This is a genomic window from Campylobacter concisus (assembly GCF_902460665.1).
In the GTDB taxonomy this organism is placed as follows: Bacteria; Campylobacterota; Campylobacteria; order Campylobacterales; family Campylobacteraceae; genus Campylobacter_A; species Campylobacter_A concisus_AL.
Window position 1 is genome coordinate 289,260 of record NZ_CABPUR010000001.1, and the last position, 25,611, is coordinate 314,870.

At 37.7% G+C, this 25,611-nt stretch carries 22 protein-coding genes and 1 pseudogene; 18 read left to right on the forward strand and 5 right to left on the reverse strand.

Annotation, left to right across the window (positions count from 1 at the left end):
- Positions 1–71 precede the first annotated feature (71 nt).
- The 4 genes from upp to F3G66_RS01520 are packed head-to-tail and all read left to right on the forward strand — an operon-like array spanning position 72 to position 2,160.
- Positions 72–698, forward strand: a complete 627-nt coding sequence (upp, locus tag F3G66_RS01505; protein ID WP_004317747.1) for a uracil phosphoribosyltransferase — start codon at positions 72–74, stop codon at positions 696–698.
- 9 nt (positions 699–707) lie between these two features.
- Entirely contained in the window at positions 708–1,214 is a 507-nt protein-coding gene (locus F3G66_RS01510; protein ID WP_149702496.1) for a ribonuclease domain-containing protein, read from the forward strand.
- A complete protein-coding gene (locus F3G66_RS01515) occupies positions 1,211–1,483 on the forward strand; it encodes a barstar family protein (RefSeq protein WP_149706918.1) in 273 nt (90 codons plus the stop codon). Before F3G66_RS01510 ends, F3G66_RS01515 begins: the two co-directional genes overlap by 4 nt.
- Positions 1,480–2,160 carry an MqnA/MqnD/SBP family protein gene (locus tag F3G66_RS01520; protein ID WP_149702498.1) on the forward strand — a complete coding sequence of 227 codons (681 nt, stop codon included), beginning with the start codon at positions 1,480–1,482 and terminating at the stop codon, positions 2,158–2,160. Before F3G66_RS01515 ends, F3G66_RS01520 begins: the two co-directional genes overlap by 4 nt.
- Before the next feature lie 44 nt (positions 2,161–2,204).
- On the opposite strand, the gene F3G66_RS01525 is transcribed toward F3G66_RS01520, so the two are convergent.
- The 3 genes from F3G66_RS01525 to F3G66_RS01535 all read right to left on the reverse strand — a co-directional run bounded on the left by F3G66_RS01525 (position 2,205) and on the right by F3G66_RS01535 (position 5,321).
- The gene (locus F3G66_RS01525) at positions 2,205–2,810 is read right to left on the reverse strand and encodes a DUF6803 family protein (protein WP_149702499.1); all 606 of its coding nucleotides are present in this window, start codon (positions 2,808–2,810) and stop codon (positions 2,205–2,207) included.
- Positions 2,811–2,941: 131 nt separating this feature from the next.
- Positions 2,942–3,655: a TorD/DmsD family molecular chaperone gene (locus F3G66_RS01530; protein ID WP_149706919.1), complete on the reverse strand. Its 714-nt coding sequence runs from the start codon at positions 3,653–3,655 to the stop codon at positions 2,942–2,944.
- The gene (locus F3G66_RS01535; RefSeq protein ID WP_149706920.1) at positions 3,648–5,321 is read right to left on the reverse strand and encodes a 4Fe-4S binding protein; all 1,674 of its coding nucleotides are present in this window, start codon (positions 5,319–5,321) and stop codon (positions 3,648–3,650) included. The genes F3G66_RS01530 and F3G66_RS01535 overlap by 8 nt, the downstream gene beginning before the upstream one ends.
- A 154-nt stretch (positions 5,322–5,475) precedes the next feature.
- Here F3G66_RS01535 and selA point away from each other — a divergent pair, with 154 nt between their 5' ends.
- From selA to F3G66_RS01610, 14 genes and pseudogenes are all read left to right on the forward strand, one after another.
- Complete coding sequence (selA, locus tag F3G66_RS01540; protein WP_149706921.1) at positions 5,476–6,801, forward strand: L-seryl-tRNA(Sec) selenium transferase; 1,326 nt, start codon at positions 5,476–5,478, stop codon at positions 6,799–6,801.
- A complete protein-coding gene (gene selB, locus F3G66_RS01545; protein WP_149706922.1) occupies positions 6,798–8,618 on the forward strand; it encodes a selenocysteine-specific translation elongation factor in 1,821 nt (606 codons plus the stop codon). The genes selA and selB overlap by 4 nt, the downstream gene beginning before the upstream one ends.
- Positions 8,619–8,671: 53 nt before the next feature.
- Positions 8,672–9,412 (forward strand): thioredoxin domain-containing protein, encoded by a 741-nt coding sequence (locus tag F3G66_RS01550; protein ID WP_103580015.1) that lies wholly within the window; start codon positions 8,672–8,674, stop codon positions 9,410–9,412.
- A 302-nt stretch (positions 9,413–9,714) separates the two neighbouring features.
- Positions 9,715–9,921 carry a twin-arginine translocation signal domain-containing protein gene (locus F3G66_RS01555; protein ID WP_009294906.1) on the forward strand — a complete coding sequence of 69 codons (207 nt, stop codon included), beginning with the start codon at positions 9,715–9,717 and terminating at the stop codon, positions 9,919–9,921.
- Between the two features lie 11 nt (positions 9,922–9,932).
- Positions 9,933–12,839, forward strand: a pseudogene (locus F3G66_RS01565) (formate dehydrogenase subunit alpha); the annotation flags it as partial.
- Between the two features lie 80 nt (positions 12,840–12,919).
- On the forward strand, positions 12,920–13,480 hold the full coding sequence (gene fdh3B, locus F3G66_RS01570) for a formate dehydrogenase FDH3 subunit beta (RefSeq protein ID WP_084109006.1): 561 nt from the start codon (positions 12,920–12,922) through the stop codon (positions 13,478–13,480).
- 267 nt (positions 13,481–13,747) lie between these two features.
- Entirely contained in the window at positions 13,748–15,688 is a 1,941-nt protein-coding gene (locus tag F3G66_RS01575) for an FTR1 family iron permease (protein ID WP_149706924.1), read from the forward strand.
- A gap of 20 nt (positions 15,689–15,708) precedes the next feature.
- On the forward strand, positions 15,709–16,230 hold the full coding sequence (locus F3G66_RS01580) for an iron transporter (RefSeq protein ID WP_084041674.1): 522 nt from the start codon (positions 15,709–15,711) through the stop codon (positions 16,228–16,230).
- Positions 16,231–16,280: 50 nt separating this feature from the next.
- On the forward strand, positions 16,281–17,660 hold the full coding sequence (locus F3G66_RS01585; protein WP_149706925.1) for a Fe-S-containing protein: 1,380 nt from the start codon (positions 16,281–16,283) through the stop codon (positions 17,658–17,660).
- Complete coding sequence (locus F3G66_RS01590; protein WP_149706926.1) at positions 17,657–18,949, forward strand: ABC transporter permease; 1,293 nt, start codon at positions 17,657–17,659, stop codon at positions 18,947–18,949. The genes F3G66_RS01585 and F3G66_RS01590 overlap by 4 nt, the downstream gene beginning before the upstream one ends.
- Positions 18,936–20,078, forward strand: a complete 1,143-nt coding sequence (locus F3G66_RS01595) for an ABC transporter permease (RefSeq protein ID WP_149706927.1) — start codon at positions 18,936–18,938, stop codon at positions 20,076–20,078. The genes F3G66_RS01590 and F3G66_RS01595 overlap by 14 nt, the downstream gene beginning before the upstream one ends.
- A 1-nt stretch (position 20,079) precedes the next feature.
- Positions 20,080–20,769 (forward strand): ABC transporter ATP-binding protein, encoded by a 690-nt coding sequence (locus F3G66_RS01600; protein WP_021090626.1) that lies wholly within the window; start codon positions 20,080–20,082, stop codon positions 20,767–20,769.
- Positions 20,759–21,253, forward strand: a complete 495-nt coding sequence (locus F3G66_RS01605; protein ID WP_021090806.1) for a TlpA family protein disulfide reductase — start codon at positions 20,759–20,761, stop codon at positions 21,251–21,253. The genes F3G66_RS01600 and F3G66_RS01605 overlap by 11 nt, the downstream gene beginning before the upstream one ends.
- Before the next feature lie 8 nt (positions 21,254–21,261).
- Positions 21,262–21,840, forward strand: a complete 579-nt coding sequence (locus tag F3G66_RS01610) for a hypothetical protein (RefSeq protein ID WP_107686262.1) — start codon at positions 21,262–21,264, stop codon at positions 21,838–21,840.
- 145 nt (positions 21,841–21,985) lie between these two features.
- Here F3G66_RS01610 and F3G66_RS01615 read toward each other — a convergent pair whose 3' ends face one another.
- Both F3G66_RS01615 and serS read right to left on the reverse strand, forming a co-directional pair.
- Positions 21,986–24,358, reverse strand: a complete 2,373-nt coding sequence (locus tag F3G66_RS01615) for a tetratricopeptide repeat protein (RefSeq protein ID WP_149706928.1) — start codon at positions 24,356–24,358, stop codon at positions 21,986–21,988.
- Positions 24,358–25,602 (reverse strand): serine--tRNA ligase, encoded by a 1,245-nt coding sequence (gene serS / locus F3G66_RS01620; RefSeq protein WP_149706929.1) that lies wholly within the window; start codon positions 25,600–25,602, stop codon positions 24,358–24,360. Before serS ends, F3G66_RS01615 begins: the two co-directional genes overlap by 1 nt.
- Positions 25,603–25,611: the final 9 nt, after the last annotated feature.

The window sequence follows — 25,611 nt, forward strand, 5'->3', positions numbered from 1 at the left end:
TTTTGGGCTAAACTCTTTTTGGCATTTTGTAAAGATAAACCTTCTAAAAACAGTAAATTTAAGGATAAAAAATGCAAAACGTGAAGCTCATCTCACATCCACTGATCGAGCATAAATTAACCATTCTACGTGATAAAAATACCCAGCCTTTTCAGTTTCGTATGCTAGTTGATGAGATCAGTTATCTTATGATCTTTGAAGCGACTAGAAATTTAAAGGTAAAAGATGTCAAAGTCCAAACTCCAGTTGCGGTGGCAGATGCAAAGAGGCTTACTACAAAAGTGATGATATGCCCCATCTTAAGGGCTGCTCTTGGTATGCTTGATAGCGTTTTTACTATCATTCCAGATGCGAGTGTGGGCTTTTTGGGCTTTCAGCGAAACGAAGAGACAGCACAAGCTGAGTTTTTCTACGCGAAGCTTCCAAAAGACGCAAAAGAACGCATGGCGATCATCATCGATCCTATGTTTGCAACTGGTGGCACGGCGATAGATGCGGTCAAATTCTTACGTGAAAAGGGCGTTAAGGAGATCAAATTTATCTCTATCATCGCTGCTCCTGAAGGGCTAAAGAGATTTAGCGAAATTTACCCAGACGTCGAGGTCTATACAGCTTCGATTGATGAGAAGCTAAATGAGAAAAACTATATCGTTCCAGGTCTTGGTGATGCTGGCGATAGAGTTTTTAACACGCTTTAAGGGCAAAATTTGAATAAAAGACTTTTGCCAGCCTTAGTCGCCTTTATCATTGCTATTATTGTTGGCACTTTTTTCTTTTCAAATAATGGTAGTGAAGCAAATAAAAATGCTCAAATTTTACTTGAGCAACTAAACAAAGAGGGACAAAAAAGCCAGAGCCTTGCAGAAAATGGCTCATACACTTCAAAAGATGAGGTCGCTCTTTATATCTATAAATTTAACAAGCTACCAAAGAATTTCATAACCAAAAAAGAAGCACTTGACCTTGGCTGGGATGCAAAAAGCGGAAATTTATGGCAGATAAGCGGTGGTAAAAGTATCGGCGGAGATAGATTTTCAAACAGAGAAAAGAGGCTGCCTGAGGCTGATAGTAGAAAGTGGTTTGAGTGCGATGTGAATTATAATGGTGGTAGGCGCGGTGCTGAGAGAATTTTATATTCAAACGACGGGCTTATCTACTACACACCCGATCACTACGAGCATTTTTACCTGCTTTATGAGAAGAGGATGCAATGAAAAGCGTGATCTTAGATGCCAAAAAGATGGCTGAAAAAGAGAAGATGCATGAGTATTTTGCTAAGAAATTTGACCTGCCAGAGTACTACGGCAAAAATTTAGATGCGCTCTTTGACTGCCTTTGTGAGATAAATGAGCCAACGCTTATAAAGCTAAAAAATGAAAATGCTTTGGATGATAGTGCAAAAGAGAGCTTAACCCAGCTATTTCGTGACGTTTGCAACGAAAATGAGCTAGTTAAATTTGAGCTTGTAAAAGATGAAAAATGATATTTGGAAAGATTGATTATCTAAATTTACTCCCATTTCACGTTTTTTTAAAATCAGCTCCACTAAGCTCTCAGATAAAAAAGGCGATCGAGTTTAAAAAAGGTGTGCCAAGCAAGCTAAATAGAGCGCTAAACGCTAGAAAGATCGACGCCGCGGTGATCTCAAGCATAGCTAGCAAAAAGACAAATTTAAAGAAGATAAATTTTGGAATAGTCGCCAAAAAAGATGTAAAAAGCGTGCTTGTGCGCAAAAACTCAGCTCCAAAGCCAGATCCTGCCTCAGCCAGCTCAAACGCCCTAGCTAAGGTACTTCATCTAAATGGCGAAGTGATCATAGGTGATAGGGCACTAAAGGCATACTTAAGCGAGGGCAAAGAGTGCTTTTACGACCTTGGTAAAATTTGGCACGAGAAGACAAATTTGCCATTTGTTTTTGGTAGATTTTCTTATGTAAAAAATGGCTCATTTTATAAAAGGCTGGTTGCAAAATTTCTACAAAAAAATATAAAGATCCCAAACTATATCTTAGCCCAGTATGCCAAAAGTAGAGGCATAAGCGAGCAAGATATCAAGTGGTATCTTAAATTTATAAGCTATAAGATTGGTCCAAAAGAGCAAAAATCACTCCGAAAATTTTTTAAAGAAGATAGATTGTTAAAAGCAGAAAAAAAGAATTAAATTTTTTATAGCTTCTTAGTAGGCACCAATAAGCTATAAAAATTTTAGTGATGCATATGCATGTTAGTTGAGTTATCATCACTCATCTGTTGCATATCCATCATCATCTTGTGGTGATCATGCATCGGCATATCTGCTGGCATGTTCATTGGCATATTCATCTGCATATCCATCGCGCCATCATTAGCCTTGTAGCCAGTTATAGTAGGATCAACCATGCCAAATATCATAGCGACGTGTCCGACGATCAAGAAGAAGATAAGCAGGCAAAAGTGAAGCTTTAGTTTTGCCTTTTGGCTTGCGTTTTTATAGATCAAATTTAGCTCTAAAAGGGCGATGCCAAGAAGTGGGATGACGCCGATAAGATATGAGTAGATAGCGATGACATCGGCATATCCGCGCCATTTTATACTTGGATAAATTTTTGCTAAAAAGTAGATCACAAGAGCTGTAAAATAGACCCCAAGTACTATACCAACAAATTTGCTAACAGCCTTAAAGCCAGCGTTTTTGCCGCTATCCATGTGATACATCGTGAAAAACTCCATCGCCACTAAAAGCTCCGCAAGTCCCATAGGTATCACCATGTAGAGGATTAGATTGTAAGGCTGATCGAGCGATAAAAGCTCCATGTAGTGTGTCATTACCATTGTAAATCCTTTGTAAAAATTTAAAGAAATTTACTACCGAAGGGTTAAGATAGTTATAAAATATTGAGAATAGTTGCGGGATCTAAGCGGATGTTAAATTTACTCCTAGCTAGGCTAAGAGTAAATTTAAGCTAGTCTTTAAACTCGTGTGAGATGACTGGAGAAAATTCTTCCCAATGAAGCTTGGTTTTAAATGTTGGCATCTTACTTTGAAATGGCTCTTTTTTAAGTGCCGCCATAGCGACACTATCGCCTTTTGGTTTAGCTGGTGCTTCTACGTTTAGTATAGAGCGCTCAAGCTCGATGAAGTCTTTTAAAATGACTGTGTATGATTTAAAGAAATTTGCCTCTTTGTGAGCTGAAAGTAGCTGAGAAAACTCATCTACAAATAAATTTAAAGTCTCGCCAAAGAGCTTATTGCTAATATTTTTTGCATCATCAAACTCATCTTTTAAAAATGTAGCCATCGCTAAAAATATAAATCCAACGTAGTCCTCGCTGTCTTTGCAAAGCTCGCTATCACGTCTATATGGGCTTAGTTTTAAACATTCAATAACCCTAAGCCTAGCTGCTCCGTTATCTCTGCCCTCTTCATAAAATGAAGCGCTTAAGGGGATGTTTGTAAAGCCAAAAAGAACGTCATTTTGTTCTTTTGAAAATTCTTCAAAGCTAAATTTATCTAAATTTTTAAATGCAATATCACTATCCTCGCTTAAAGGATTTGCGCTTAAGTATTTTAGCTGCTCTTTCCACCTTGAAAATTTCTCATCATTTGTGTAAAAAAACATAGGATATGCTAGGAATTCGTAAAAATATGATCTTGCTTTTATGATGTTTTTATCCATTTAATAAATCCTCTTTCATCGCGTTTATTTGGGCTTGAACCATTAGTTTGGCCTTACAGTCAGCACAGCAGTAAAGTGCTTTTATCTTGACCCTATCGTTGCCAAATCTTGGTTGCATTATAGTTGCGATCTTTTCGACCGCTTTTTTAGTCGCAAACTCTTTTCCGCACTCAACACAGGCAAAAAGCTCATCTCGTGCCAGCTCATTATATGTAAAAAACTCAGGCTTAAGAGAAATTTTTCCAACTTCAAGGCTTATGGTATCTTTTTCGGCACAGCTTAGTTCGCAGTATCCGCAAGCTGTACAAACGCTTGGATTAAATAAAATCGAATTTGTCTTTTTATCAGCCACTAGCGCACTTACGTTACAAGCGCCAACACAACTTAGACAAAGTGTACAGCTATCAGTGTTTATCTTGACATCGCCATATCTTATCATCTCGCCGCTTTTTACTACGCCAAGATCTTCGCTACCTACTAAAAACTCGAGCCTTTTTGCAAAAATTTCTCTTTTTGGCAAGGCATATTCGTTTATCGTGTGTTGTGAGTCAGCTATAAATTTTGCCTTTTTGAGCGCATCTTCAAGCTCATTTTTATCTTTAGCGTGATAGATCGCCGTCTCTTTAAATTTAAGCTCATAAATTTGATTTAAGATGCTAATGGCGTCTTTTTCGCCTTTGCCAAGAGTTTTGCTAAATAAAATCACACTCGCACCACTTTCTTGAAGCAATGTAAGAAGATGAGCTTGATTTAACATATGCGGTGCTGATATGAAAAAAGGCAGGACATTTTCAGGTAGGCTTATATTTAGCTCATCTAAATTTGTTTCATTAGAGATTATTAGCGGAATTTTACCTTTATAAAGCTTGGCGATAGTAGCAAATGAGCTTTGTGGCATAAGTGTAGAGTCAAGAGATCCGCTAGGGCAGACGCTAATGCAGTTGCCACAATTTACACAATCGATTTGTGAGAAAACAAGATGCTTTGTCTCATCTTCTTTTAAAATGGCTACAGTTGGACAAACATCGACACAGCGTCCACAAATTTCATTTCGTCGTTCGTGATATTGACAGATCGAAGAGTCATATTGAGTTAAGCTTTTGTACTTAAATTTTGGAGTTTTTTCATTTAACATTTTAAGCACAGCTTCATCTTCTAGCCCAGCTATTTCATAACAGCCGCTTTGCTTTAGCATATAATCCCTTGCATTTTCAACCAAGAAAAAGTCGCAATCGACCTCAAATTCGTCATTTGCTCTAAGTATCAAAACACTAAGTTCGCCAGCTGCGCCATAAATAAATTTCACTTCAAAATGCGTTAATTCAATGACTTTATAGCCATTTTCTTTTAATAAATTTGCTAGCTCCGCACGGCCTGAGTTGCTTACTATTACGACATTTTTGCCGACTTCTTTTTCGTAATCAACATCCTTTGCCATGTCAAATGCAGTTGCTCTTGCTTCATAAAGCAAAAGTGTATTTTTAGCTTTTTCTAATACGCTTGCAGTTGTATTTTTTAGATAAAAATTTATCTCAGGTGCGGTAATGTTTGCTTTAAGCTTTGGCGAGTTAGAAACTAAATATTCTTCTTTTTCGTTATTTATTTCTATCTGTTCATTTAGCATTAAAGTATCGTCAAAATCGTTATAAAAGCCAAATTCTTTCATAATTTCTCCTATTATCAAAAACAGGCTTATTTTAATATTAATGGGATTAATGGACTCTGAATTTTATATGTTCCTTTTTACTCTAAGGTTTAATTTATAATATTTTTTATGTTAAAATCACGGCTTGGTAAAACTAACTTACTAGGAGCACAAATTGAGCGATTTAAGAGATATCCCACAAGTTGATAAGATTATAAAAAACGAAGCATTTTCAGGATTTGATATAAATTTAGTCACATTGCTTGCAAGGCAAATTTTAAATGAAGTTAGAGCTAAAATTTTAAATGAAAATGCAAATTTTGCGTTGCAAGAAATAATAGATTTAATCCTAAACGAATATTATAAATTTAATGAATCAAGCCTTCAAAGAGTGCTAAATTTAACCGGTGTGACCATACATACAAATCTTGCTAGAAGTGTTATCGATAAAGAAATTCTAAGCCGTGCAACTCCGGTAATCACAGGGTATTCAAATCTTGAATACAACCTAAAAACAGGCAGTCGCGGCAACAGATACGACTATATCGGTGAGATGATCGCAAGAGCATTTGGTTTTGAAGACGCTATCGTCGTAAATAATAACGCAAGTGCTGTATTTTTGGTGCTAAACACCTTTGCAAAGGGCAAGGAAGTGGTCGTTAGCAGAGGCGAACTAGTTGAGATCGGCGGTAGTTTTAGAGTGCCTGAGGTGATGGCAAATGCGGGCTGCTTTTTGAAAGAGGTTGGCACGACAAACAAAACTAAGCTAAAAGACTACGAAGAGGTAATTAATGAAAATACGGCGATGCTTGTAAAGGTTCATCGCTCAAATTTTGACATCGTGGGCTTTAGTGAAGAGGTTACAGCAAATGAACTAAGTAAATTGGCATGTGAGCAAAATTTGATAGATTATTTTGATCTTGGCAGCGGATTTTATGGAAATTTGCCATTTAACTTAGACAAAAATGAGCCAGATCTAAAAAATTTAAAAGATGTTTCGCTAGTTAGCTTTAGCGGTGATAAGCTGCTTGGTGCGGTGCAGTGCGGAATCATTGTTGGCAAAAAAGAGCTCATCGCAAAACTTAGAAAAAATCAGCTTTTAAGAATGCTTCGCGTAGATAAAGTGATCATCTCGCTTTTGGCTGAGAGCATGAAAGCTTATTTAAATAAAGAATTTGAGCTAATCACAACACAAAAACTACTTCACAAAAGCGTAAAAGAGCTTGAAAGCTTAGCAAATTTTATAAATAAAAATTTAAAAACTCCGCTTGAGATGGTGCGCACACAAACCTTTGTAGGAGGCGGTGCGATGCCAAATAAAAAAATTCCAAGCATGGCTTTGGCAGTTAGTGGAGATGCAGTTTTAAATGAGCAAAAATTTAGGCAAAAAAAGGTGATCGGCCGCATAGAAAATGATAAATTTTTGCTTGATTTAAGAACGCTTTTAGATGACGATGTAAATGAACTAATAAAAATAATAAATGAAACGGAAGAAAAATGAGTCTAATAATAGGAACAGCAGGGCATATCGACCACGGAAAAACCGCGCTTATAAAGGAGCTAAACGGCTTTGAGGGTGATAACCTTGAAGAGGAGAAAAAGCGTGGCATAACGATCGATCTAAGCTTTTCAAATTTAAGCAAAAATGATGAGAATATCGCATTTATCGACGTGCCTGGGCATGAAAATCTCATAAAAACGATGATAAGTGGTGCGTATGGCTTTGACGCGTGCTTATTTGTAGTGGCGGCAAATGACGGCCTTATGCCTCAAAGCTTGGAGCACCTTGAAATTTTAAATCTTCTTGGTGTGAAGTCTTTGATCGTGGCACTTACAAAGTGTGACCTCGTAGATGAAGCGACTATAAATTTAAGAAAAAAAGAGATAAGAGATGAAATTTCTAAATTTAAAAACCTGCAAATTTTAGAAATTTTTGCCGTTAGTATAAAGGATAAGGCAAGCATTGACGAGCTTAGAAACTACCTCTTTACGCTAAGAGCCAAAAAGCGTGATGAAGAGGGCGTTTTTAGATACTACATCGATAGAGTTTTTAGCCTAAAAGGTATCGGAAATGTCGTGACTGGCACCGTTATAGAGGGAAGCGTTAGTAAAAACGAGAAGCTTTTTAACTACGACGCTGGCAAAGAGGTGCTAGTAAGAAGCGTGCAAAGCCATGATAAATTTGTAGATAATGCAGGGGTTAGCAGCCGTGTGGCGCTAAATCTAACTGGCATTGAGCTTAATGAGTTAAAAAAGGGGCAGTTACTTAGTAAAAAAGGCTATTTTAGGGGATTTAGAGAGGTTGATGCGGTCGTAACTGCTAAAAATCTCATCCACTCGCAAAGCGTAACCTTTTGCGTAGGAGCTAAAAATGTGCCTGCAAAGGTGCTGATACTAAGCCAAAAAGATGATAGCTACTTTGTTACCTTTAAATTTCAAAGCGATATGTTTTTGAAATTTGACGAGGCATTTGTGCTTATCTCAGATGCACGCGTGATAGGCGGTGGCAGAGTGCTAAATCCTGTGCTTGAGCCACTAAAAAAGGCTGGCAAAATTCTCTTTTTGGCTGCACTTTTAAAGCATGATTTCATTGGGGCATTTTCTATACTTAAAGAAGCCCACAAAAATGGCTTTGGCATCATCTCCTCTTATCAAAGATTTGGACTAAGTCACGAAGAGGCCGTAAATGTGGCTAAAAAAGTCTCAAACGTCTTTGTCGATGAAAAGGCTTTAAATATCTACGATCTAAGCGCGGTTGAGCGGATAAAATCTGTGGTTAAATTTATGATAGAGAAAAATGAATTTGCTGTTTTCTCAGCTCAAAGCATAAGTCTAAAGCTTGCTTGGGCTAGTCAAAATTTGGCTCAAAAAGCACTTGATGAGCTTGAAAGTATAAACTTGATCTCTAAAAATGATGGCGTCTATACAAAAAAGGGCGTTGATATAAGCAAACTAAAAGTAAGGCTTGAAGAGAAAATTTATGAAATTTTAGAAAGCGGAAAGCTAGCTCCAACGGCACCTTATAATATATATGATGAGCTGGAAATAGATAGGCTAAGTGGCGATAATGCCCTTAAAAAACTAACTGCAATGGGTAGAGTTGTAAGGCTGGAGCATAACCTTTTCATCACTAGAAATTCGCTAAAAATGGCACTTGATAAGCTAAGAGAGATCATCAAAAATCAAGGCTTTGTAAATGTCACAAACGCCAAGGATGCACTAAATTTAAGTAGAAAATATGTAATCGCCTATCTTGAGCAACTTGACCTTGAGAGTGACATAATGAAGCAAGGAAATGATAGAGTCTTTCGTGGTTAGTATTCATTTACAAAAAGCAAATATAATCCGCCAAATTTTTAAAAAGGAAAAAAATGAAAAAAGTGGTTTTAGCCTCAATAATAGCGGCAACTAGCCTAATGGCAGCAAGCGATAAGCAAATAGAAGATTTTTACTCAGAAGTTTTTAAAAATCAAAATATCGATGGTGTTAATGTAAAAGTCGTAGAACGTACTAAAATTTTAGATGATATAGAAAAAGTAAGCTTAAAATTTAGCAAAGGAGATATGTCTCAAGAAGATGTGACTTTTGTTAAGGGCGATCTTATGTTTCCTGATGTTGTAAATTTAAAGGAGCAAAAGTCTTATTTAGCTGAAGAAAAAAAGGTAATCGCAGAAAAAGCAGCACTTGATTTAGTAAAATCACTAGCTAAAATTTATAAAAATGAAGACAAGGCAAATGTTATAACTCTTGGCAATGATAGCAAAAAGCCAACTCTTATCATGTTTTCAGATCCTGAATGCCCATATTGTAGAGCCGAGCTAGCAAAGATCGAAACGACATTAAAAGACAATAACGTTGAAATCATCCTGACTCCAGTGCATGAACTATCGTCTTTACAAAAAAGTGCTTTGATCTATAAAGATATAAAAAATGCAAAAAGTGATAGCGATAAGGTTAAAATTTTAAGAAAGTATTTCTCTGAAGATTATAACGTAGATGAAAAAAATGTTAGTAAAGAAGAGAGCGACAAGATCGATACTTTACGTAAAAAATATTTCTCAGCCGGCGTTAGATCAGTGCCATTTATCATAAACAAAAGTGATCTAAAATAATCTTTTCTAGGGAGCTCTCCCTAGAATTTATACTTTAAATTAGCCTTTCTCTCAAAATTCATAAAAGTTAAAATATTAAATATATTTTCTTATATTTTTAACAATAACTTAACATATTTAATTAAAGCTTTATATTTACTTTGATTATCTTGCAATTATGCTAAATTTACCGAGTTTAAATCTAGGCTATAAAAAGCCCTGAAATAGGCCTTGCAATATTTTAGAATTTCTAAAGTTGCAAATTGTGAAGACCAATCAAACCAAATTCTCAAATTTTTAAGTTTGAGAGCTAAGGAGAAAAAATGCAAGGATCAAGAAGAGATTTTCTAAAAAAATCTCTAAAAGTCGGTGCTGCCGGCGGTGTACTCGCAGTCTCAGCCGTAGCAAAAGTGACTAGTGACGACTTAGCTCCTGATGACAATGGTGTCGTCGTTGGCAAGTCAAACAAAAAAGAGGTGCTTTATAAAAAAAGCAAGAACTGGGAAACCTACTATAAAATCGCTTACTAAGGGAGAAAACCATGAGTGATGCACGTATAGGAAGACGTTCATTTTTAAAGCTAGCCGCACTTGGTGCTGGAAGCACAATGGCTTTTGGAGAAAATGAAACGATAAGAAATGCAAGTGATGAGGAGATAAAAAATCCTTTCCCTGGCTCAAAAAAGGTTAGAACGATTTGTTCTATTTGCTCAGCAGGCTGTGGTATCGAGGCTGAGGTAAAAGATGGTGTTTGGGTTCGTCAAGATATGGCGATGCATCATCCGATATCTCAGGGCTCACACTGCTCAAAAGGTATCGATCAGATCGACCTTACACACAGCAAACAACGCATCAAATATCCTATGAAAAAAGTTGATGGTAAATGGCAAAGAATTTCATGGGATCAAGCTGTAAATGAGATCGGCGATAAGATGCTTCAGATCCGCAAAGAAGATGGCCCTGATAGTGTTGTTTTCTTAGGATCGGCTAAATTTAATAATGAGCAATCATATTACTTTAGAAAATTTTGTGCATTTTGGGGTACAAACAGTAACGATCACGTAGCAAGAATTTGACATAGCGCAACAGTCGCCGGTGTGGCGAATACTTGGGGTTATGGCGCGATGACAAACCACTTTGGAGATATGGCTGCGAACTCAAAATGTATATTTATCATTGGAGCAAACCCAGCTGTGGCAAACCCAGTTGGTGGCATGAAGCACACTTTACAAGCAAAAGATAGAAACAATGCAAAAGTAATTGTGGCTGATCCAAATTTTACAAAGACAGCTGCACATGCTGATCTTTATTTGAGACAAAGATCAGGAACTGATATTGCACTTGTTTATGGTCTTATTCACATCATTCTTAAAAATGGTTGGGAAGATAAAGAATTTATAGAAAATAGAACTTACGGTATTGATGAGATAAGAAAAGAGGCTGAGCACTGGACACCAGAGGTTACGTCTGATGTTACTGGAGTACCAGTTGATAAGCTACTAAAAGCCGCAGATATCCTAGCTCATACAAAACCGGGTACTGTTGTTTGGGCACTTGGTATCACTCAACACTCAGTTGGTACATCAAATACAAGAATTTTACCTATCCTTCAACTAATTCTAGGAAATATGGGTAAAGCAGGCGGTGGCTGTAATATCATTCGTGGTCACGACAATGTTCAAGGCTCAACTGATATGTGCAATCTTTCAGATAGCTTGCCAATGTATTATGGCCTAACTGATGCAGCATGGAAATATTACTGCAAAGGCTGGGGCGTTGATTATGACGAATTTATTAAACGCTTTGCAGTCTCAACAAAAGAGCCAAAGCAAGGCGGCACTCCTGTTAAAAACACAGTCTTTGAAGAGTATTATTACCACGATCCTAAACATCCAGAAGATAGAAACTGGAGAAACGAAAAAGGCTGGTCACTTTCAAAATGGTGGCAAGGCGTATTGAAAGAGGAGAATACATTTAGTAGTGGTGCATTAAGAGTTCTTTGGGTTCAAGGAACTGGTCTAACATCTATGGCGCACCTAGCTAAAATTCAAGAAGCAGCTTCAAAACTAGATATGATTGTTGTGGCTGAGCCATTTGTAAATGAAATTTCTATCCTTTCAGACAGAAAAGATGGCGTTTATATCTTGCCAGTAGCGACTGCATTTGAAAATGAAGGTCACTTAAGCGCAACAAACCGCTCAGGTCAATGGAGAACAAAAGTTGTTGATCCACTTTATGAGAGCAAGGGTGATCACGAAGTAATGTTCCTATTTGCTAAGAAATTTGGCTTTTACGATGAATATGTAAGAGGCATGAAAATGGGTATCGTAGATCGTGAAATAAAACAAGTAAAAGATGACTTTGTATGGCCTGATGATGCGACAAATGAGATAGCAAGGATTGGAAATTCTATAGGTTATGGTGGTAGAACAGCCGAGATGTTTAGACGCCATCAAGCAAACTGGGATAAATTTGATCCAGATACGCTAATAGGTATTGGTGGTGAAGTTAAAGGCGAATACTACGGTAAACCATGGCCAGCATGGGATGAAAAACACCCTGGAACACCAATACTATATGATATGAGCAAGCCTTATGTTGAAGGTGGTTCAGGTTTTAGAAATCGCTTTGGACTCGAACATAATGGCGTTAGTCAGCTAGCTAGCGAAGAGACAACACTTGTTGGCTCAGCTATAAAAGGTGGCTATCCACAAATCACAAAAGAGAATATAGAAAAAGTCTTGGGCATAACTCTAACTGAAGAAGAGAAAGCTAAGATGGGACCAAGCTGGAGCATGGATTATAGTGGTATTATCTTTGAAAAATGCCGTGAAAAAGGTGTTGTGCCTTATGGTAACGCAAGGGCAAGAGCTATCGTTTGGGAATTTCTTGATCCTATTCCAAAACATAGAGAGCCTGTTCACTCACCACGCTGGGATCTTGTTCAAAAGTATCCGACATTTGATGATCAAGCTAGAAATTTCCGTGTTTCTACTAAGTTTAAGTCAGAGCAACAAGCAAAAGATTGGTCGAAAGAGTTCCCTATCGTATTTAGTACGCAACGTGTCGTAAACTTAAGTGGTGCAGGAATGATCGAAAGAACTAGTAAATATCTATCAGCTATTACGCCAGAGATGTTTGCTAATGTTAATCCAGAGCTAGCTTTAAAATACGGCATAAAAGATCGCGATATGATGTGGATTCACAGCCCACAAGGCACAAAGATCAAAGTAAGATGCTATCACAGCCAGATGGTAACTCCAGATAGAATTTGTATGCCATACAACTTCGCTGGTATTATGCAAGGCGTTGATCTTTCAGCTCGCTATCCAGAGGGCACTAAGCCTTATGTTATTGGTGAAAGTTATAACACCGTTACTAACTATGGATTTGATCCAGTTACTCAAATTTCAGAGTTTAACGCAGGTCTTTGCCGTATAGAAAAAGCTGAGGAAAATACATTTAAAACATCGTTTTTCCATGAATATGGCGAGAGAGACGCCATGGGTAAAGAGTAAGGAGGAATAAAATGGCAAGAATGAAATTTTTCGTAGATACTGATAGATGTATTAGTTGTTATGGTTGCCAAGTTGCTTGCTCTTCTGCTCATGAACTTCCAGTGGGAATTTATAGAAGAAAGGTCATTACACTTCATGATGGTATCGAAGGTAAAGAGGTTTCAACTACTATTGCATGCCAACACTGTACTGATGCACCTTGTGAGCAAGTTTGCCCGGTCGATTGTTTCTACATTAGAGCCGATGGTATCGTACTTCATGATAAAAATAAGTGTATAGGTTGTGGATACTGCTTATATGCTTGTCCATTTGGTGCACCACAGTTCCCTAAAGATGGTGCATTTGGCGTAAAAGGCGTAATGGATAAATGTACAATGTGTGCAGGCGGTCCAGAGCCAACAAACTCACACGAGGAGAGGGAACTATACGGTCAAAATAGAATGGCCGAAGGAAAAGTGCCTATGTGTGCGGCTGTTTGTGCTACAAATGCACTTTTAGTTGGAGATGCGGCTGAAGTATCAAACGTATATCGCAAACGCGTTATGCTAAGAAATACTGGGCTAAATGCCTAACAAGAAGGAGAGCATTTGCTCTCCTTTAAATTCTAAATTTTAAACTTAAAACCTTTTCATTATTTTATAAAACTACTATTTTTATATTCAAAAGATAAATTTTAAATTTACATTAGAAATTTCTAAAACCATTTAAAATTGGCTATTTGAAGACAAATTTCTCTTTATTATCTCAATTTGCTCTATTTTATGATAATCGTTTTTATTTTAATCAAAGTAAAGCCTTGGTAATATTCGCTTCAAAAAATCTCACAGGTGGTTTATTTAATGAATAAATTCTTAAAATTTATGCTAATTATGTTGTTGCCTATTTGGCTCGTGGCAAAAAACGACGACTATGAGCAAGTCGCAGCTCAGATAAAAGAGTCGCTACAAAAAGTAATAACAGAGTATAGAGCTGGTAATGTTGAACAAGCAGTCAGTGATACTCAAAATGCTTATTTTGGCTTATTTGAAGATGTTGAAGCCGGCATTAGAATAAATTTAGGTCAGAAAAAAGCTTACTCAATGGAGAAGCAGTTTGGCGAGATCAGAAAGGCGATAAAAGCAGGTGAAGCGCCTGATGATGTTCAAAAAAGAATTGACCAGATAAATAGCGAGATCGCTGAAGTTCTACCGGTTATTTTAAAAGGACATAGGCTAGTTGGTGAGTATTCAGACAGCCCAGCTCAAGCTGCTGCAACTGACTATGATACTTCTAAATTTATCCCTGAGTGGAAGGTAGCATTTACAAATTTATCAGCCGATCTAGATAAAGCAATAGCAAGCTATGAGAGTGATAAGCAAGATGATGCTAAAAGTGCTATCCAAGATGCTAAATTTACAGACTACAGAAATACTCAACTTGAAATCGCTATTCGCCAACATATAGAAAATGGTAAAAGCATAGATGCTGATATCCAAAGAAAGATGGGCGAAGCGATCAGCGGCATCACAAATGGTATAAGCAAAGATGACTTTAAAACTAAGCTAGATGAGATCAAGAAACTAGCATATGATGCTATCTCAAAACTCCCAGCTGATACTGCAAAACTTGCAAAAGTTGATATGAGCGATGTAGAAGCAGCTTCTGAAGAAGATAGTGGTGTAGATTATACCAAAGTCGTTCAAAACATAAACGACAAAATTCAAGCTGCTATCACACTTTATAAAAATGGTGATGTAAAAAAAGCCATGGGCGATATCCAGGACATCTACTTTGATGAGTTTGAAGGTAGCGGCATGGAGAATAAAGTAGGCGCAATAGATGTAAATTTAAAAACAGCTATTGAAGCTACATTTGGTAACCTCGTAGCCCTTATGAAATCAGGCGTAGATGAAAAAACTCTTCAAGAAAGTGCAAGCAAAATGTCATCTCAGCTTGCAACTGCACTTGAGAAAACTAGTAGTTCAAGCTCACCTTGGTCTTTATTTGTTTGGGCTTTGACTATTATTTTAAGAGAAGGCTTTGAGGCACTTATCATTGTTGCTGCTGTTGTTGCATATCTTGTAAAAACTGGTAATGCTAAAGCGATGGGCAAAGTTGTTTATAGCTCAGTTGGCGTGGCTGTTATCTTAAGTTTTGTGATGGCGTGGTTAATGAATGTCATTTTTGGCGAGGCAGCAGGTCAAAAAAGAGAGCTTATGGAAGGCATCACTATGCTTGTTGCAGTGGGACTTCTATTTTACGTTGGCTTTTGGCTTCTTTCAAATGCTGGTGCTAAAAAATGGAATGACTACATCAAATCACACGTCTCTGACTCTATCTCAAGTGGCTCAACTACAACACTTTGGTGGACTGTATTTTTAGCAGTATTTAGAGAGGGTGCTGAAACTGTACTATTTTATCAGGCACTTATTTTTGGAGCTAAAGATTCAGCTGGTTACTCGATGATAGCAGCTGGCTTTGTGATAGGACTTGTCGTTCTTTTAATAGTCTATTTCTTATTTAAAATTTTTGCTGTTAAAATTCCTATTAAACCATTTTTTATATTTACGTCAGCTATTATCTTTTATATGTCGATTGTCTTTGTTGGCAAGGGTGTCGGCGAGCTAGTTGAGGGTAAAATTTTCATCCCAACTATCATAAATGGACTTAGCTTCCCTGACTGGATGAGAGACTGGCTAGGACTTCAGCCATATTATGAGAGCTTAGTACCTCAAATCATTATGGTGCTTGCCCTAGTTATAGGCATCGTTATCATGAAATCAAAACAAAATAAAAATTAATCTTATTTAAAGGAGAGAATATGAATAAAATTCTTAGTTCAGCCCTAGCACTTAGCCTAGCAGCTGGTTTTGCACTTGCTGGTGAGCACCCAATCGGCGAGCCTGTAGAGGCTAATGGCATGGAGATAGCTGCAGTTTATTTGCAACCAATCGACATGGAACCAAAGGGTATTGACCTAGCTCCAAGCCTAGCTGATTTTCACCTAGAAGCTGACATACATGCTATTGCTGGTAATAAAAACGGCTTTGGCGAAGGTGAGTGGATCCCATACCTAAAGATTAACTATGAGCTAAAAAACCTTGATAACGGCAAAGTTAAAAAAGGTACCTTTATGCCAATGGTTGCAAGCGATGGCCCACACTATGGTGCTAACGTAAAAATGGATACAGGCGTAGGCAACTATGAGCTTAAATTCCACATTGATAATCCAGAAAAACAAGGTTTTGGTCGTCACGCTGACAAAGAGAGCGGTGTTGGTAAATGGTTTGAGCCTTTCACAACAACTTATAAATTTCAATGGACAGGTGGTCCTGTTAAATAATCACCAGGGGCGTTCTCGCCCCTTTTAAAAAATTCTCACAGGGTTTAGTTATGTCAATTTATTTCTATCAGGTCTTTTTAGCCCTCCTTGGATTTACGCTTTTTGCTGCCTTAAATAACAATGGCAAAAGTTTAAAAACGATCTTTCTACCATCATTTCTTGGCGTTGTTGCTGGTGTGCTTATCTTTAAAGCTGCTCGTCATGCACTTGTTGATGACCAGTTTAAAATGTTCATAGATTCAGTGACGCTAGTTTTTCTACTAATTAGCATTTTATGGATATTTCTTGAGCTTAAGATAGCAAAAATTGTAACGTTTTTTATTTTAGGCATCGGCTTTGGCTTTGGCTATAGTTCAAGCAGTGTGTTATTTCCACTATTTGGTGGTGAGCTACTAGATACGCTTTCGGTCATTAGCTTCTTTCTAATGATATTTGCAATGATTTTGCTCGTATTTTTATTCTTTTTTATTTCGAATTTAAAATCTAGCATTTCTCCATTAATAGCTAAAATTTTAGCCCTTATCACTTTAGTTTTCTTGCTAATCGATAGGAGCTCTCAGACAGCACTTGAGCTTTTGCGTGCTGGGGCTTTAAAAATAAGTAGTGAGTTAAACTCTCAGATTCTATCTGTTAGTGCAAAAGGTATTTACGTATCAGAATTTGGTACTTATTTTTATATCTTTGTGATCTTACTTTTATGCATCACCGCGCTTTTCTTTATGCCAAAAAGTATTGATAAAAATAAATTTGGTTCTATCAAATACCGCTTTACAAAAGCCATTAGAGAAAATATTTCTGATAATGCAAAATTTGCATTTTGTAGTATTTTGATAGCACTTGGATTTTCGCTCTATTATGACCTTTACGCATCTCGTCCACCTGAAATTTCAGAGCCAGTGCTAGTTGAGCCAGTGGGAGATAAATTTATATTTGATGTTGATATGCTAAAAGACAATGAACTTCACAGATTTGCTTATATTACAGATGAGGGTAAGCAGATAAGATTTTTCTTGTTAAACCGCTTTAGTGACCGCGTCTCGCCTGTCATCGTCTTTGACTCTTGTATGATTTGCGGCGATATGGGCTATATAAAAAGAGGAAATGACCTTATTTGTATCTCTTGTAATGTTAGAATTTTCTTGCCATCAGTTGGCAAAGAAGGTGGTTGCAATCCGATACCAATGCCATTTATCTTCGATGGCAAAAATATCATAGTTGATTATAAAACTATTACAGATGGAGCAAATTTCTTTAGTAAGGTTGTCGAAAAAATGGTGCTTGATCCAGTTAGTCGCAAAAAGGTGAGCAACCTTGAGTCAAGATCATATTTATACTATGGACGCACATATTTCTTTGAAAATAACGAAACTCAAGCGAAATTTGAAGCAAATCCAGAAAAATATGTAGAAACAAATGGAACGTTAAAATGAAAAATATGCAACTAAGAATGATAAAAAGCTCGATCACGGGCTCAAAGGTACAAAAGACGATGGCCTTTATTACCATCTTGCTAGCTGCTCTTTTGATAGCTTGCATGCTAAATATCACGCTAAAAATCGGCGATCAAGTAGCAACTGAGCTTAGAGGATATGGCTCAAATATCGTCGTTTTGCCACGCGGTGAGAGCCTAAGCATCGAGATCGAGGGTAAAAATTTCACCCCACTAAAATCACAAAATTTACTCCCAGAGGCTGATATCTATAAGATAAAAGAGATCTTTTGGAGAAATAATATCGTTGCTTTTGCGCCGTTTTTAGAGGCAAAAGTTAAAGATGAAAAAGGAATTGAATTTGCCTTTGAAGGAACCTATTTTGATAAAAATATCGGACTAAAAGATGAGCCAGAATTTAGCACAGGCGTTAAGAGCTTGTATGGTTTTTGGGGCGTTGAGGGTGTTTGGCCAAAAGATGAAAGTATGGATGAAATTTTAGTTGGCGAAGAACTTTCTAAGGCTAAAAATTTAAAGGTTGGCGACAAACTTAGTCTTGTGGGCAAAAATGGCGTAAGAGAGGTTAGTGTGGTTGGTATCTTAAAAGGAGCTAGTGACGAGACACATAAGCTAGTTGGCTCACTAAAGCTTGCTGGAGATCTTTCTGGGCATGCAAACTCATACACAAAGGCTGAAGTCTCAGCTATGACGATCCCAGAAAACGACCTATCGCTAAAAGCAAGAAGAAATTTAGACAACCTTGATAGTGCAGAGTACGATAAATGGTACTGCTCAGCCTATGCAGGATCAATCGCATTTCAGATAGAAGAAAATTTACCAAACGTTAGCGCAAAGGCAAGCCTTCAAGTAAGTGATGCGGAGAGTAATATCGTAAAGAAAATCCAAAGCCTAATGGGCATCGTTAGCATCATCGCTCTTGTGGTTTCAGCCATTGGTATAACATCGCTAATGACAAGTGAAATTTATCGCCGTAAAAAAGAGATCGGCCTTTTAAAAGCCATAGGTGCTAGTAACTTTGAGATTTACGCCCTTTTTGCTAGCGAGAGCCTTGTGGTTGCCTTTTTTGCGGGCATCACGGGAGCATTTTTAGGATATGCGCTAAGCTACATGATGTCTTACATTATCTTCTCACATGGCATCGGCATAGCTTGGATCGTGCTACCTATAAGCGTGGCATTTGCCTTGCTTATCTCAGTCGTTGGCTCGCTAATGCCAATGAGAAACGTCATAAATTTACTACCTGCGGAGGTGCTATATGACCGCAAATAGCAAATTCTTTTACAATACAATTTATAAAAGTTTAAAAAACGGCTCATCAAGAGTCATGGTCATCGTGATCTCTATCTTACTTGGAGCATGCGTGTGTGCGGCGTTTGTTAATGTATATCTTGATATAGACTCTAAAGTCTCACGTGAGCTAAAAACTTATGGCGCAAATATGATCTTTGCTCCAAAAGATATGGCTACAAGCGATGATATGGGTGAAAAAACTTACAATGAGATGATCGCTAAAGTGCCAAAAGACAAGCTTCTTGGTGAGAGCGGCTATCTCTTTGCTCAGGCAAATATCGGTCCAACAAATGCTATCATCATGGGAACAAAATTTAGCAATCTAAAAAAAGTTAAACCATTTTTAGATGTTAGAGATGGAACGATGATAAATGTCGATTTTGACGATAAAAATGTGCTAATAGGCGTCGATCTAGCTCGTCAGGCTGGCTTTAAAGCAGGCGATGATATAGAAATTCGTGCCATTGGCTCAAATGAGAGCATAAATGTAAAGATAAAAGGCGTAGTGGCAAGTGGAGATAAAGAGGATGCACTTTTGATCACGTCATTATCTTTGGCTCAAAAAATTTCAAATAAAGCTGGCAAAATAAACTATGCTGAAGCTGTTGTACTTGGTAACTTTGATGAGATAACATCACTTGCAAAGACTATAAGTAATGAAGAAATAGCTGCAAAACCAGTGGCAAAGGTCTCAAAGTCTGAGGGCTATATCTTAGAAAAGATCAAACTTCTAATGGCACTTGTTAGCCTTGTTATTTTGCTCATTACTTCAATGTGCGTAAACACAACGCTTAGTGCTATCTTGCTCTCTCGCTCAAAGGAGATCGCACTTCTAAGAGCCATAGGTGCAAGCAAAAAAGATGTATTAAAGCTATTTGGCTTTGAGACATTTGTGACAGCGCTCATCTCAGCATTAGTTGGTGCATTTTTAGGATATTTACTAGCTCAAATTTTAGGTTATGCGATATTTGATTCTAGTATTGATTTTAGAATTTTAAGCATCCCAGTAGCTGTGATAATATCGCTTTTATTTGCAGCGATCGCAGCATTTTATCCGATCAAACGGGCACTTAATAATAAAATGGCAGATACATTAAGAGGAGAATGATATGCAAAATGCACTAGAATTAAAAAATATTTGTAAAATTTTTGGCGATGTTAAAGCACTTGATGATATAAATTTTGAGGTTAAAAAAGGTGAGTGGGTCAGCGTCATGGGGCCAAGTGGTAGTGGTAAGAGTACGCTTGTAAATATTCTTTCACTAATGGATACTCCAAGTAGTGGCACTTATATGCTTGGTGGCGATGATGCGAGCAATCTAAATGCTGATGATACACTTAAATTTAGACGTGAAAAGATCGGTCTTATTTTTCAGCAGTTTCACTTAGTGCCATATCTTAGCGCACTTGAAAATGTAATGATCGCTCAGTACTATCACAGCTCAGTTGATGAAGAGGACGCTAAAAAGGCACTTGAGGCAGTTGGTCTTTCTCACAGGCTAACACACAGACCAAGTCAGCTAAGTGGTGGTGAGCAACAACGCCTTTGTATCGCACGCTCGCTCATAAACGATCCTGAAATTTTAATAGCAGATGAGCCAACTGGTAACCTTGATGAAGCAAATGAAAGAGTTATACTTGATCTATTTTGCAAGCTAAGAAAAGAGGGCAAGACGATACTTCTAGTAACTCACAACCCTGATCTTGGCGAGTATGGCGATAAGATCGTCTATCTAAGACATGGCAAGCTAGAGAAAATTCGCACTATTGAAAACCCAAAGGTACCAAATGAGATATAAAATTTTATTTTTATGTCTAGTCTCAGCCCTAGTTATGGGCTGCGTCAAGCAGTATGAGAAGCATCACATTACGCTAAATGACTCAAGTGGCATTGATACGCAGTTTTTTCCAACAGAAAAGAGGCTAAAGATAGGCGATAAGCCATATATGCTATTTTTCTTTGGCACTGACTGCGGAGTATGCAAGGCCGCAATACCTGACCTAAATACGCTTGAAAAAGAGTATGGTAAAGAGGTTCAATTCATTGGTGTTTTAGGGCCTAGTAAGGGTTTTGATAAAGATATTGAGCTTTTAAAAGAGCACAACATCACCTTTAAAACTACTAGCGATAAGGTTTCGGTTGATTACTTTAGCAAGGCAGTTGGTGGCGTTATGGGCGTGCCAGTTATCTATTTTTTTGATAAAGATGGTAAGATGCGATCGAAATTTATCGGTCTTACACCAAAAAGTGTACTTGAAAGTGCTATAAGATCGCTCTTGTAGGAGTGAATATGAAAAATTTCTTTTTATTTGTCTTAGCGGTATTTTTTGTTGGATGTGCTAGTAGTACTCCAAATATCTCGGTTAAAACGAGCGAGCCTATATTTTTTACGCTTAATGAAGCAAATAAAAGCGTCTATGTAAATTTTAAAAATAGCGCGACCGGACAAGATGTAAATACTGAAATTTTAAGTGAGTTTGCAAAGGCTGGCTTCAGAAACGAGCCAAATATCAAAAATGCTGACTTCATCATCCTTGGCGATGTGCAAAGCTTTTCCAGGATAATCAAAAGAGATCCTAGATTTTCAATGGGGATGGGATATGGCTTTGGTAGACCAAGCTTTGGCTTTGGCTACTCGATGTTTTTCCCATTTGGCTATTACGATGATGATGACTTTAGCACGAATAGCTATACTTATCACATGCAAGTAAGCGTGCTAGTGCGTCCAAAAAATGGTGGCGAAAAGGCGACAAATATCTCACTTATGCAAGCTGGTAATGTCTATTCGCCAAGCTACATTTGGCCGTTTTTTAAAGAACGCCTAGCAAAACAGATCGTTAGCTTTTTTTATAACGTCTCGCAAAGGTAGGGGCACTAACGAGTGCTATTTAAACTAAGCTCGAATAAAAAGCTAAACTTTAATAAAATTTTTACTTTCTTGGTCGGTAATTTTGAGAAATTTTAAAGCTCTTATAACATGGATTTAACTAGGCCAAAGCCTAGTTAAATTTTTATCACTCATTATCTATCTCAAAGTCATAAAATTCGCTTTCATACTCAACATTTCCTATTTTGCTGTATTGTATAAGAGCTGCTTTTATGTTGTCTATCTGCTGATACATTAGACCCAGAGCTATTCTATTTTCGATAGCACTAGCATCATTTAGTTTTGTTAGCTCTAAAAGTGCGATTGCGTTTGATACTTTTCCAGCTCCTGTTGCAGCCACAGATGCTAAAAACAATGTGCTAGCGTCATTTACTTTAAACTCATCGATCGCTTGATTATAAAGTTTATAGCTCTCCTCAAAATCGTTTGTAAAGATATCGATATAGGCTAGAGTTTGGATTAAATTTATATTTTTTGGAGCATTTTTTAGCTCGGCTCTTAACTTATCACGCTCTCTTGTAAGTAGGCCCGAAATTTGAAGTAGCTTGATGTATTGCTTTTTGATGATGTCAGCGCCGTGATAGAAAGCATTTGAATCAAGCTGCTTGCCATTAAAGTGAATTTGTATCGCTTTTGCATACTCTTTGACATTTTGCTCTTTGTTTTTCGAGATGAAATTTAAGATATTTGCAATAATATCATTTGGCAAAATTTTTAGTAGCTCATCAGCTTTCTTTGCCATTAGCTCGTCATTGTTTGTTACTTTTGCGATGATGATATCAAAGGCTAAATTTAGCATTGTCTGCTCTTTTGGCTCTTCAAGCCATCTTATCATCGCACTTTGGTTGCCGCTAACCAGGCTTAGAAGCGAGGCATATAAATTTACAGGCTTTAAGCTCTTATCGTTCTCTAAATTTTCGCCGATCTCTTCAATGAGTTTTGGGTTTAAATTTCTATTTATATCTAGACAAATCGCCCCAAAAATACCTGCAAGATGGTTATTTACATCTTGGTGATAGCTTGCTATGAAGTGCTTTGCTGCAAGGCTAAAATTTCCAAGCTGAGCGTAGCTTAAGGCAAGATTGTATTGCAAGATAGAGTGATTTGGATAAGTGCTAGCTAGCTCTTCAAACTCTTTATTCGCTTCTTTTAAGCGGTAGCTTAGTGCTTTTGCGATAGCTTCGCTAAGTTTGGCATTGACTTTTGAAGCAGCTGCGCTTTGGCTAAGATAGTCATTTGCTGCTGATGTATCGTCTAAAAAGACGCTAACGCCGCCTTTTCTTATCTGCTCAATACTCTGTTTTGCATCAAAGACCTTGTAAGGTGCGAAGTAAAAAAGCGTCTCATAGCGCCTTGTTCTATCAAAAAACATATCATCGCTAAAGTGTGCCTGAGCTAGGCTGACATCAAAAAGATCAGGCTTTAGTATCGTTTTTATCTTGTAAATTTTGCTTGGCAAAGAAGCATTGTAGTCGTAAACATCTTTGATAAATGCAGCCGCATCGCCGTAGTCAGCAGTTTTTAGATCAATTAGCGCCTCAGTCATCTTGATAAGATCGATATTTGGCGTATTTTTAGAAGCTTTTGTTAGATAATCCCTTGCCTTGTCGTATTTGCCAAGTCTTGCATAGAGCTGTGCTAGCGTGAAGTCGGCCTTAAATGCCTTTTGGCTCTCAAGCTTAGCTATTGCTCTCTCATCATCTCCAAGAAGTGATAAAATTTTTGCACTTAAATAAGCATATTCATTTTTATAATCTGCAGTATTTGGATGAGAAAGTGCTTGAAGCGCCTCGTAATAGTTGCCTTTATAATAATTTATAAGTGCGTAGTAATAGCTATAAAGTGGCGAGTTGTTCTCATACTGCAAAAATGAATCAGCAAGTCCTATATAGTAGTTAAAATTTTTGGTGTTATTTAGCTCAAGTGAGCAAACAGCAGCGTTTATGGCGCTAACTGCTGTGTTTTCTCTATCAGTTATTGCTTTGTTAAAAGATACGATCGCCTCATCACATCTTTCTTGTTTCATCTGCGAAACACCGAGGTTGTAGTTTGAGAGAGACTGGTTATAAACAGCTATGTTTTCATAAATTTTTAACGCTTCAAATTTATTGCCACGCTCGTAGAGCTGATTGGCCTTATTTATCATCTCATCGATCTTTGAAGCGCCAAAATTTTGCGTTTGGTAGTTGTTTTCTATATTTTTTACGATACTTGCAGTATCTATGTTCTCTTTTTTGTCTTTCTTTAGCAAAACAACTAGCAAAACCACTATCAAGATGATAAGCACTAGAGCGACCACGCCTGCTATTATAAAGAGCTTTTTATTGCTCTTTTTTACAGGGATTGGCTCCGGGATGCTTTCATCTTGTAGCACACCTTCACTTGCGATACTCTCAAGCGAGACGATCTCTTCAGGTGTCTCGGCTTTTGCCTCTTCAGGCACTTCTTGCTCTGTTTGCTCGCCAGGTGGTTTTAAAACTACAACCTCTTCTTCAGCCACTACATATACCTCTTAAGAACTTCTGGAATTTCGATAGTGCCATCTGCTTTTTGATAGTTTTCCATGATGGCAATAAGCGTCCTACCCACAGCTAGACTCGAGCCATTTAGCGTATTTACAAGCATATTTTTCTTGCCATCTTTAAAGCGAATTTTTGCACGCCTTGCTTGAAAATCACGAGTATTGGAAATAGAGCTAATCTCTCTATATTTACCTTGGCCAGGTAGCCAAACCTCAAGGTCTATCGTCTTTGCCGCGCTAAAGCCAAGATCACCACTGCAAAGAAGCATATGGCGGTGAGGAAGTCCAAGGCTAGTTAGTAGATCGCTTGCGCACGATACCATCTCATTTAGCACATCTTCACTTTGATCAGGTCTTGTGATACTTACTAGCTCGACCTTTTCAAACTGGTGCTGGCGGATCATACCTCTAGTGTCACGTCCTGCCGAACCCGCTTCTTGGCGGAAGCATGCTGAGTAGCAAGTCATCTTTATAGGTAACTGCTCAGCTTCAATGATCGTGTCATTGTATAAATTTGTCACAGGCACTTCGCTAGTTGGGATGAGGTAGAGATCCTCGTCACGCACTTTGTAAAGGTCCTCTTCAAATTTAGGCAGCTGACCGGTGCCAAAAAGTGTGTTTGAGCTTACTAGATAAGGGACATTTACAAGCTCAAAGCCACGCGCGCTGTTAAAGTCGATCATGTAATTAACAAGCGCTCTACTAAGCCTTGCTCCCATGCCGCGAAGCACGGTAAAGCGAGATCCTGAGAGCTTTGCGCCTCTTTCAAAGTCAAGCCAGCCAAGGCTCTCGCCTAACTCCCAGTGCTCTTTTGGTGTAAAGCTAAATTTAGTCGGCTCAAGCACCGTTTTTATGCAGACATTATCGTCCTCGTCCTTACCAAATGGCACGTCATCATCGGTGATATTTGGCACGTTAAATGAAATTTGCTCAAGCTTTTCTTCATATTGTTTAACGATATCATCAGCATCAGAAAGTGCAGCTTTGTTTAAATTTAGCTCACTTTTAAGCTCACTTACGTCCTCACCAGCTCTTGCCTTTATGCCAAGCTCTTTACTCTTTGCGTTTTGGATCGCTTGGAAATTTTCAAGTGCTTTGCGCTTTTGTTTTAGCTCGTTAAAAGTTTGTAAAAGCTCGTCAAGTAGCCCAGCTTTTACATTTTTCCCCTCAAGTTTTTTTACAAATTCATCGTAATTTGTCTCGAGTAGTTTTAAATTTATCATTCCGTATCC

Coding starts and splice junctions, on each gene's coding strand:
- F3G66_RS01515 (WP_149706918.1), top strand. CDS start 1,211: ATGAAAAGCGTGATCTTAGATGCCAAAAAGATGGCTGAAAAAGAGAAG.
- F3G66_RS01580 (WP_084041674.1), top strand. CDS start 15,709: ATGAATAAAATTCTTAGTTCAGCCCTAGCACTTAGCCTAGCAGCTGGT.
- F3G66_RS01590 (WP_149706926.1), top strand. CDS start 17,657: ATGAAAAATATGCAACTAAGAATGATAAAAAGCTCGATCACGGGCTCA.
- F3G66_RS01605 (WP_021090806.1), top strand. CDS start 20,759: ATGAGATATAAAATTTTATTTTTATGTCTAGTCTCAGCCCTAGTTATG.
- F3G66_RS01585 (WP_149706925.1), top strand. CDS start 16,281: ATGTCAATTTATTTCTATCAGGTCTTTTTAGCCCTCCTTGGATTTACG.
- F3G66_RS01575 (WP_149706924.1), top strand. CDS start 13,748: ATGAATAAATTCTTAAAATTTATGCTAATTATGTTGTTGCCTATTTGG.
- F3G66_RS01555 (WP_009294906.1), top strand. CDS start 9,715: ATGCAAGGATCAAGAAGAGATTTTCTAAAAAAATCTCTAAAAGTCGGT.
- fdh3B (WP_084109006.1), top strand. CDS start 12,920: ATGGCAAGAATGAAATTTTTCGTAGATACTGATAGATGTATTAGTTGT.
- F3G66_RS01520 (WP_149702498.1), top strand. CDS start 1,480: ATGATATTTGGAAAGATTGATTATCTAAATTTACTCCCATTTCACGTT.
- serS (WP_149706929.1), bottom strand. CDS start 25,602: ATGATAAATTTAAAACTACTCGAGACAAATTACGATGAATTTGTAAAA.
- F3G66_RS01530 (WP_149706919.1), bottom strand. CDS start 3,655: ATGGATAAAAACATCATAAAAGCAAGATCATATTTTTACGAATTCCTA.
- F3G66_RS01595 (WP_149706927.1), top strand. CDS start 18,936: ATGACCGCAAATAGCAAATTCTTTTACAATACAATTTATAAAAGTTTA.
- F3G66_RS01525 (WP_149702499.1), bottom strand. CDS start 2,810: ATGGTAATGACACACTACATGGAGCTTTTATCGCTCGATCAGCCTTAC.
- F3G66_RS01550 (WP_103580015.1), top strand. CDS start 8,672: ATGAAAAAAGTGGTTTTAGCCTCAATAATAGCGGCAACTAGCCTAATG.
- F3G66_RS01600 (WP_021090626.1), top strand. CDS start 20,080: ATGCAAAATGCACTAGAATTAAAAAATATTTGTAAAATTTTTGGCGAT.
- upp (WP_004317747.1), top strand. CDS start 72: ATGCAAAACGTGAAGCTCATCTCACATCCACTGATCGAGCATAAATTA.
- selB (WP_149706922.1), top strand. CDS start 6,798: ATGAGTCTAATAATAGGAACAGCAGGGCATATCGACCACGGAAAAACC.
- F3G66_RS01610 (WP_107686262.1), top strand. CDS start 21,262: ATGAAAAATTTCTTTTTATTTGTCTTAGCGGTATTTTTTGTTGGATGT.
- F3G66_RS01535 (WP_149706920.1), bottom strand. CDS start 5,321: ATGAAAGAATTTGGCTTTTATAACGATTTTGACGATACTTTAATGCTA.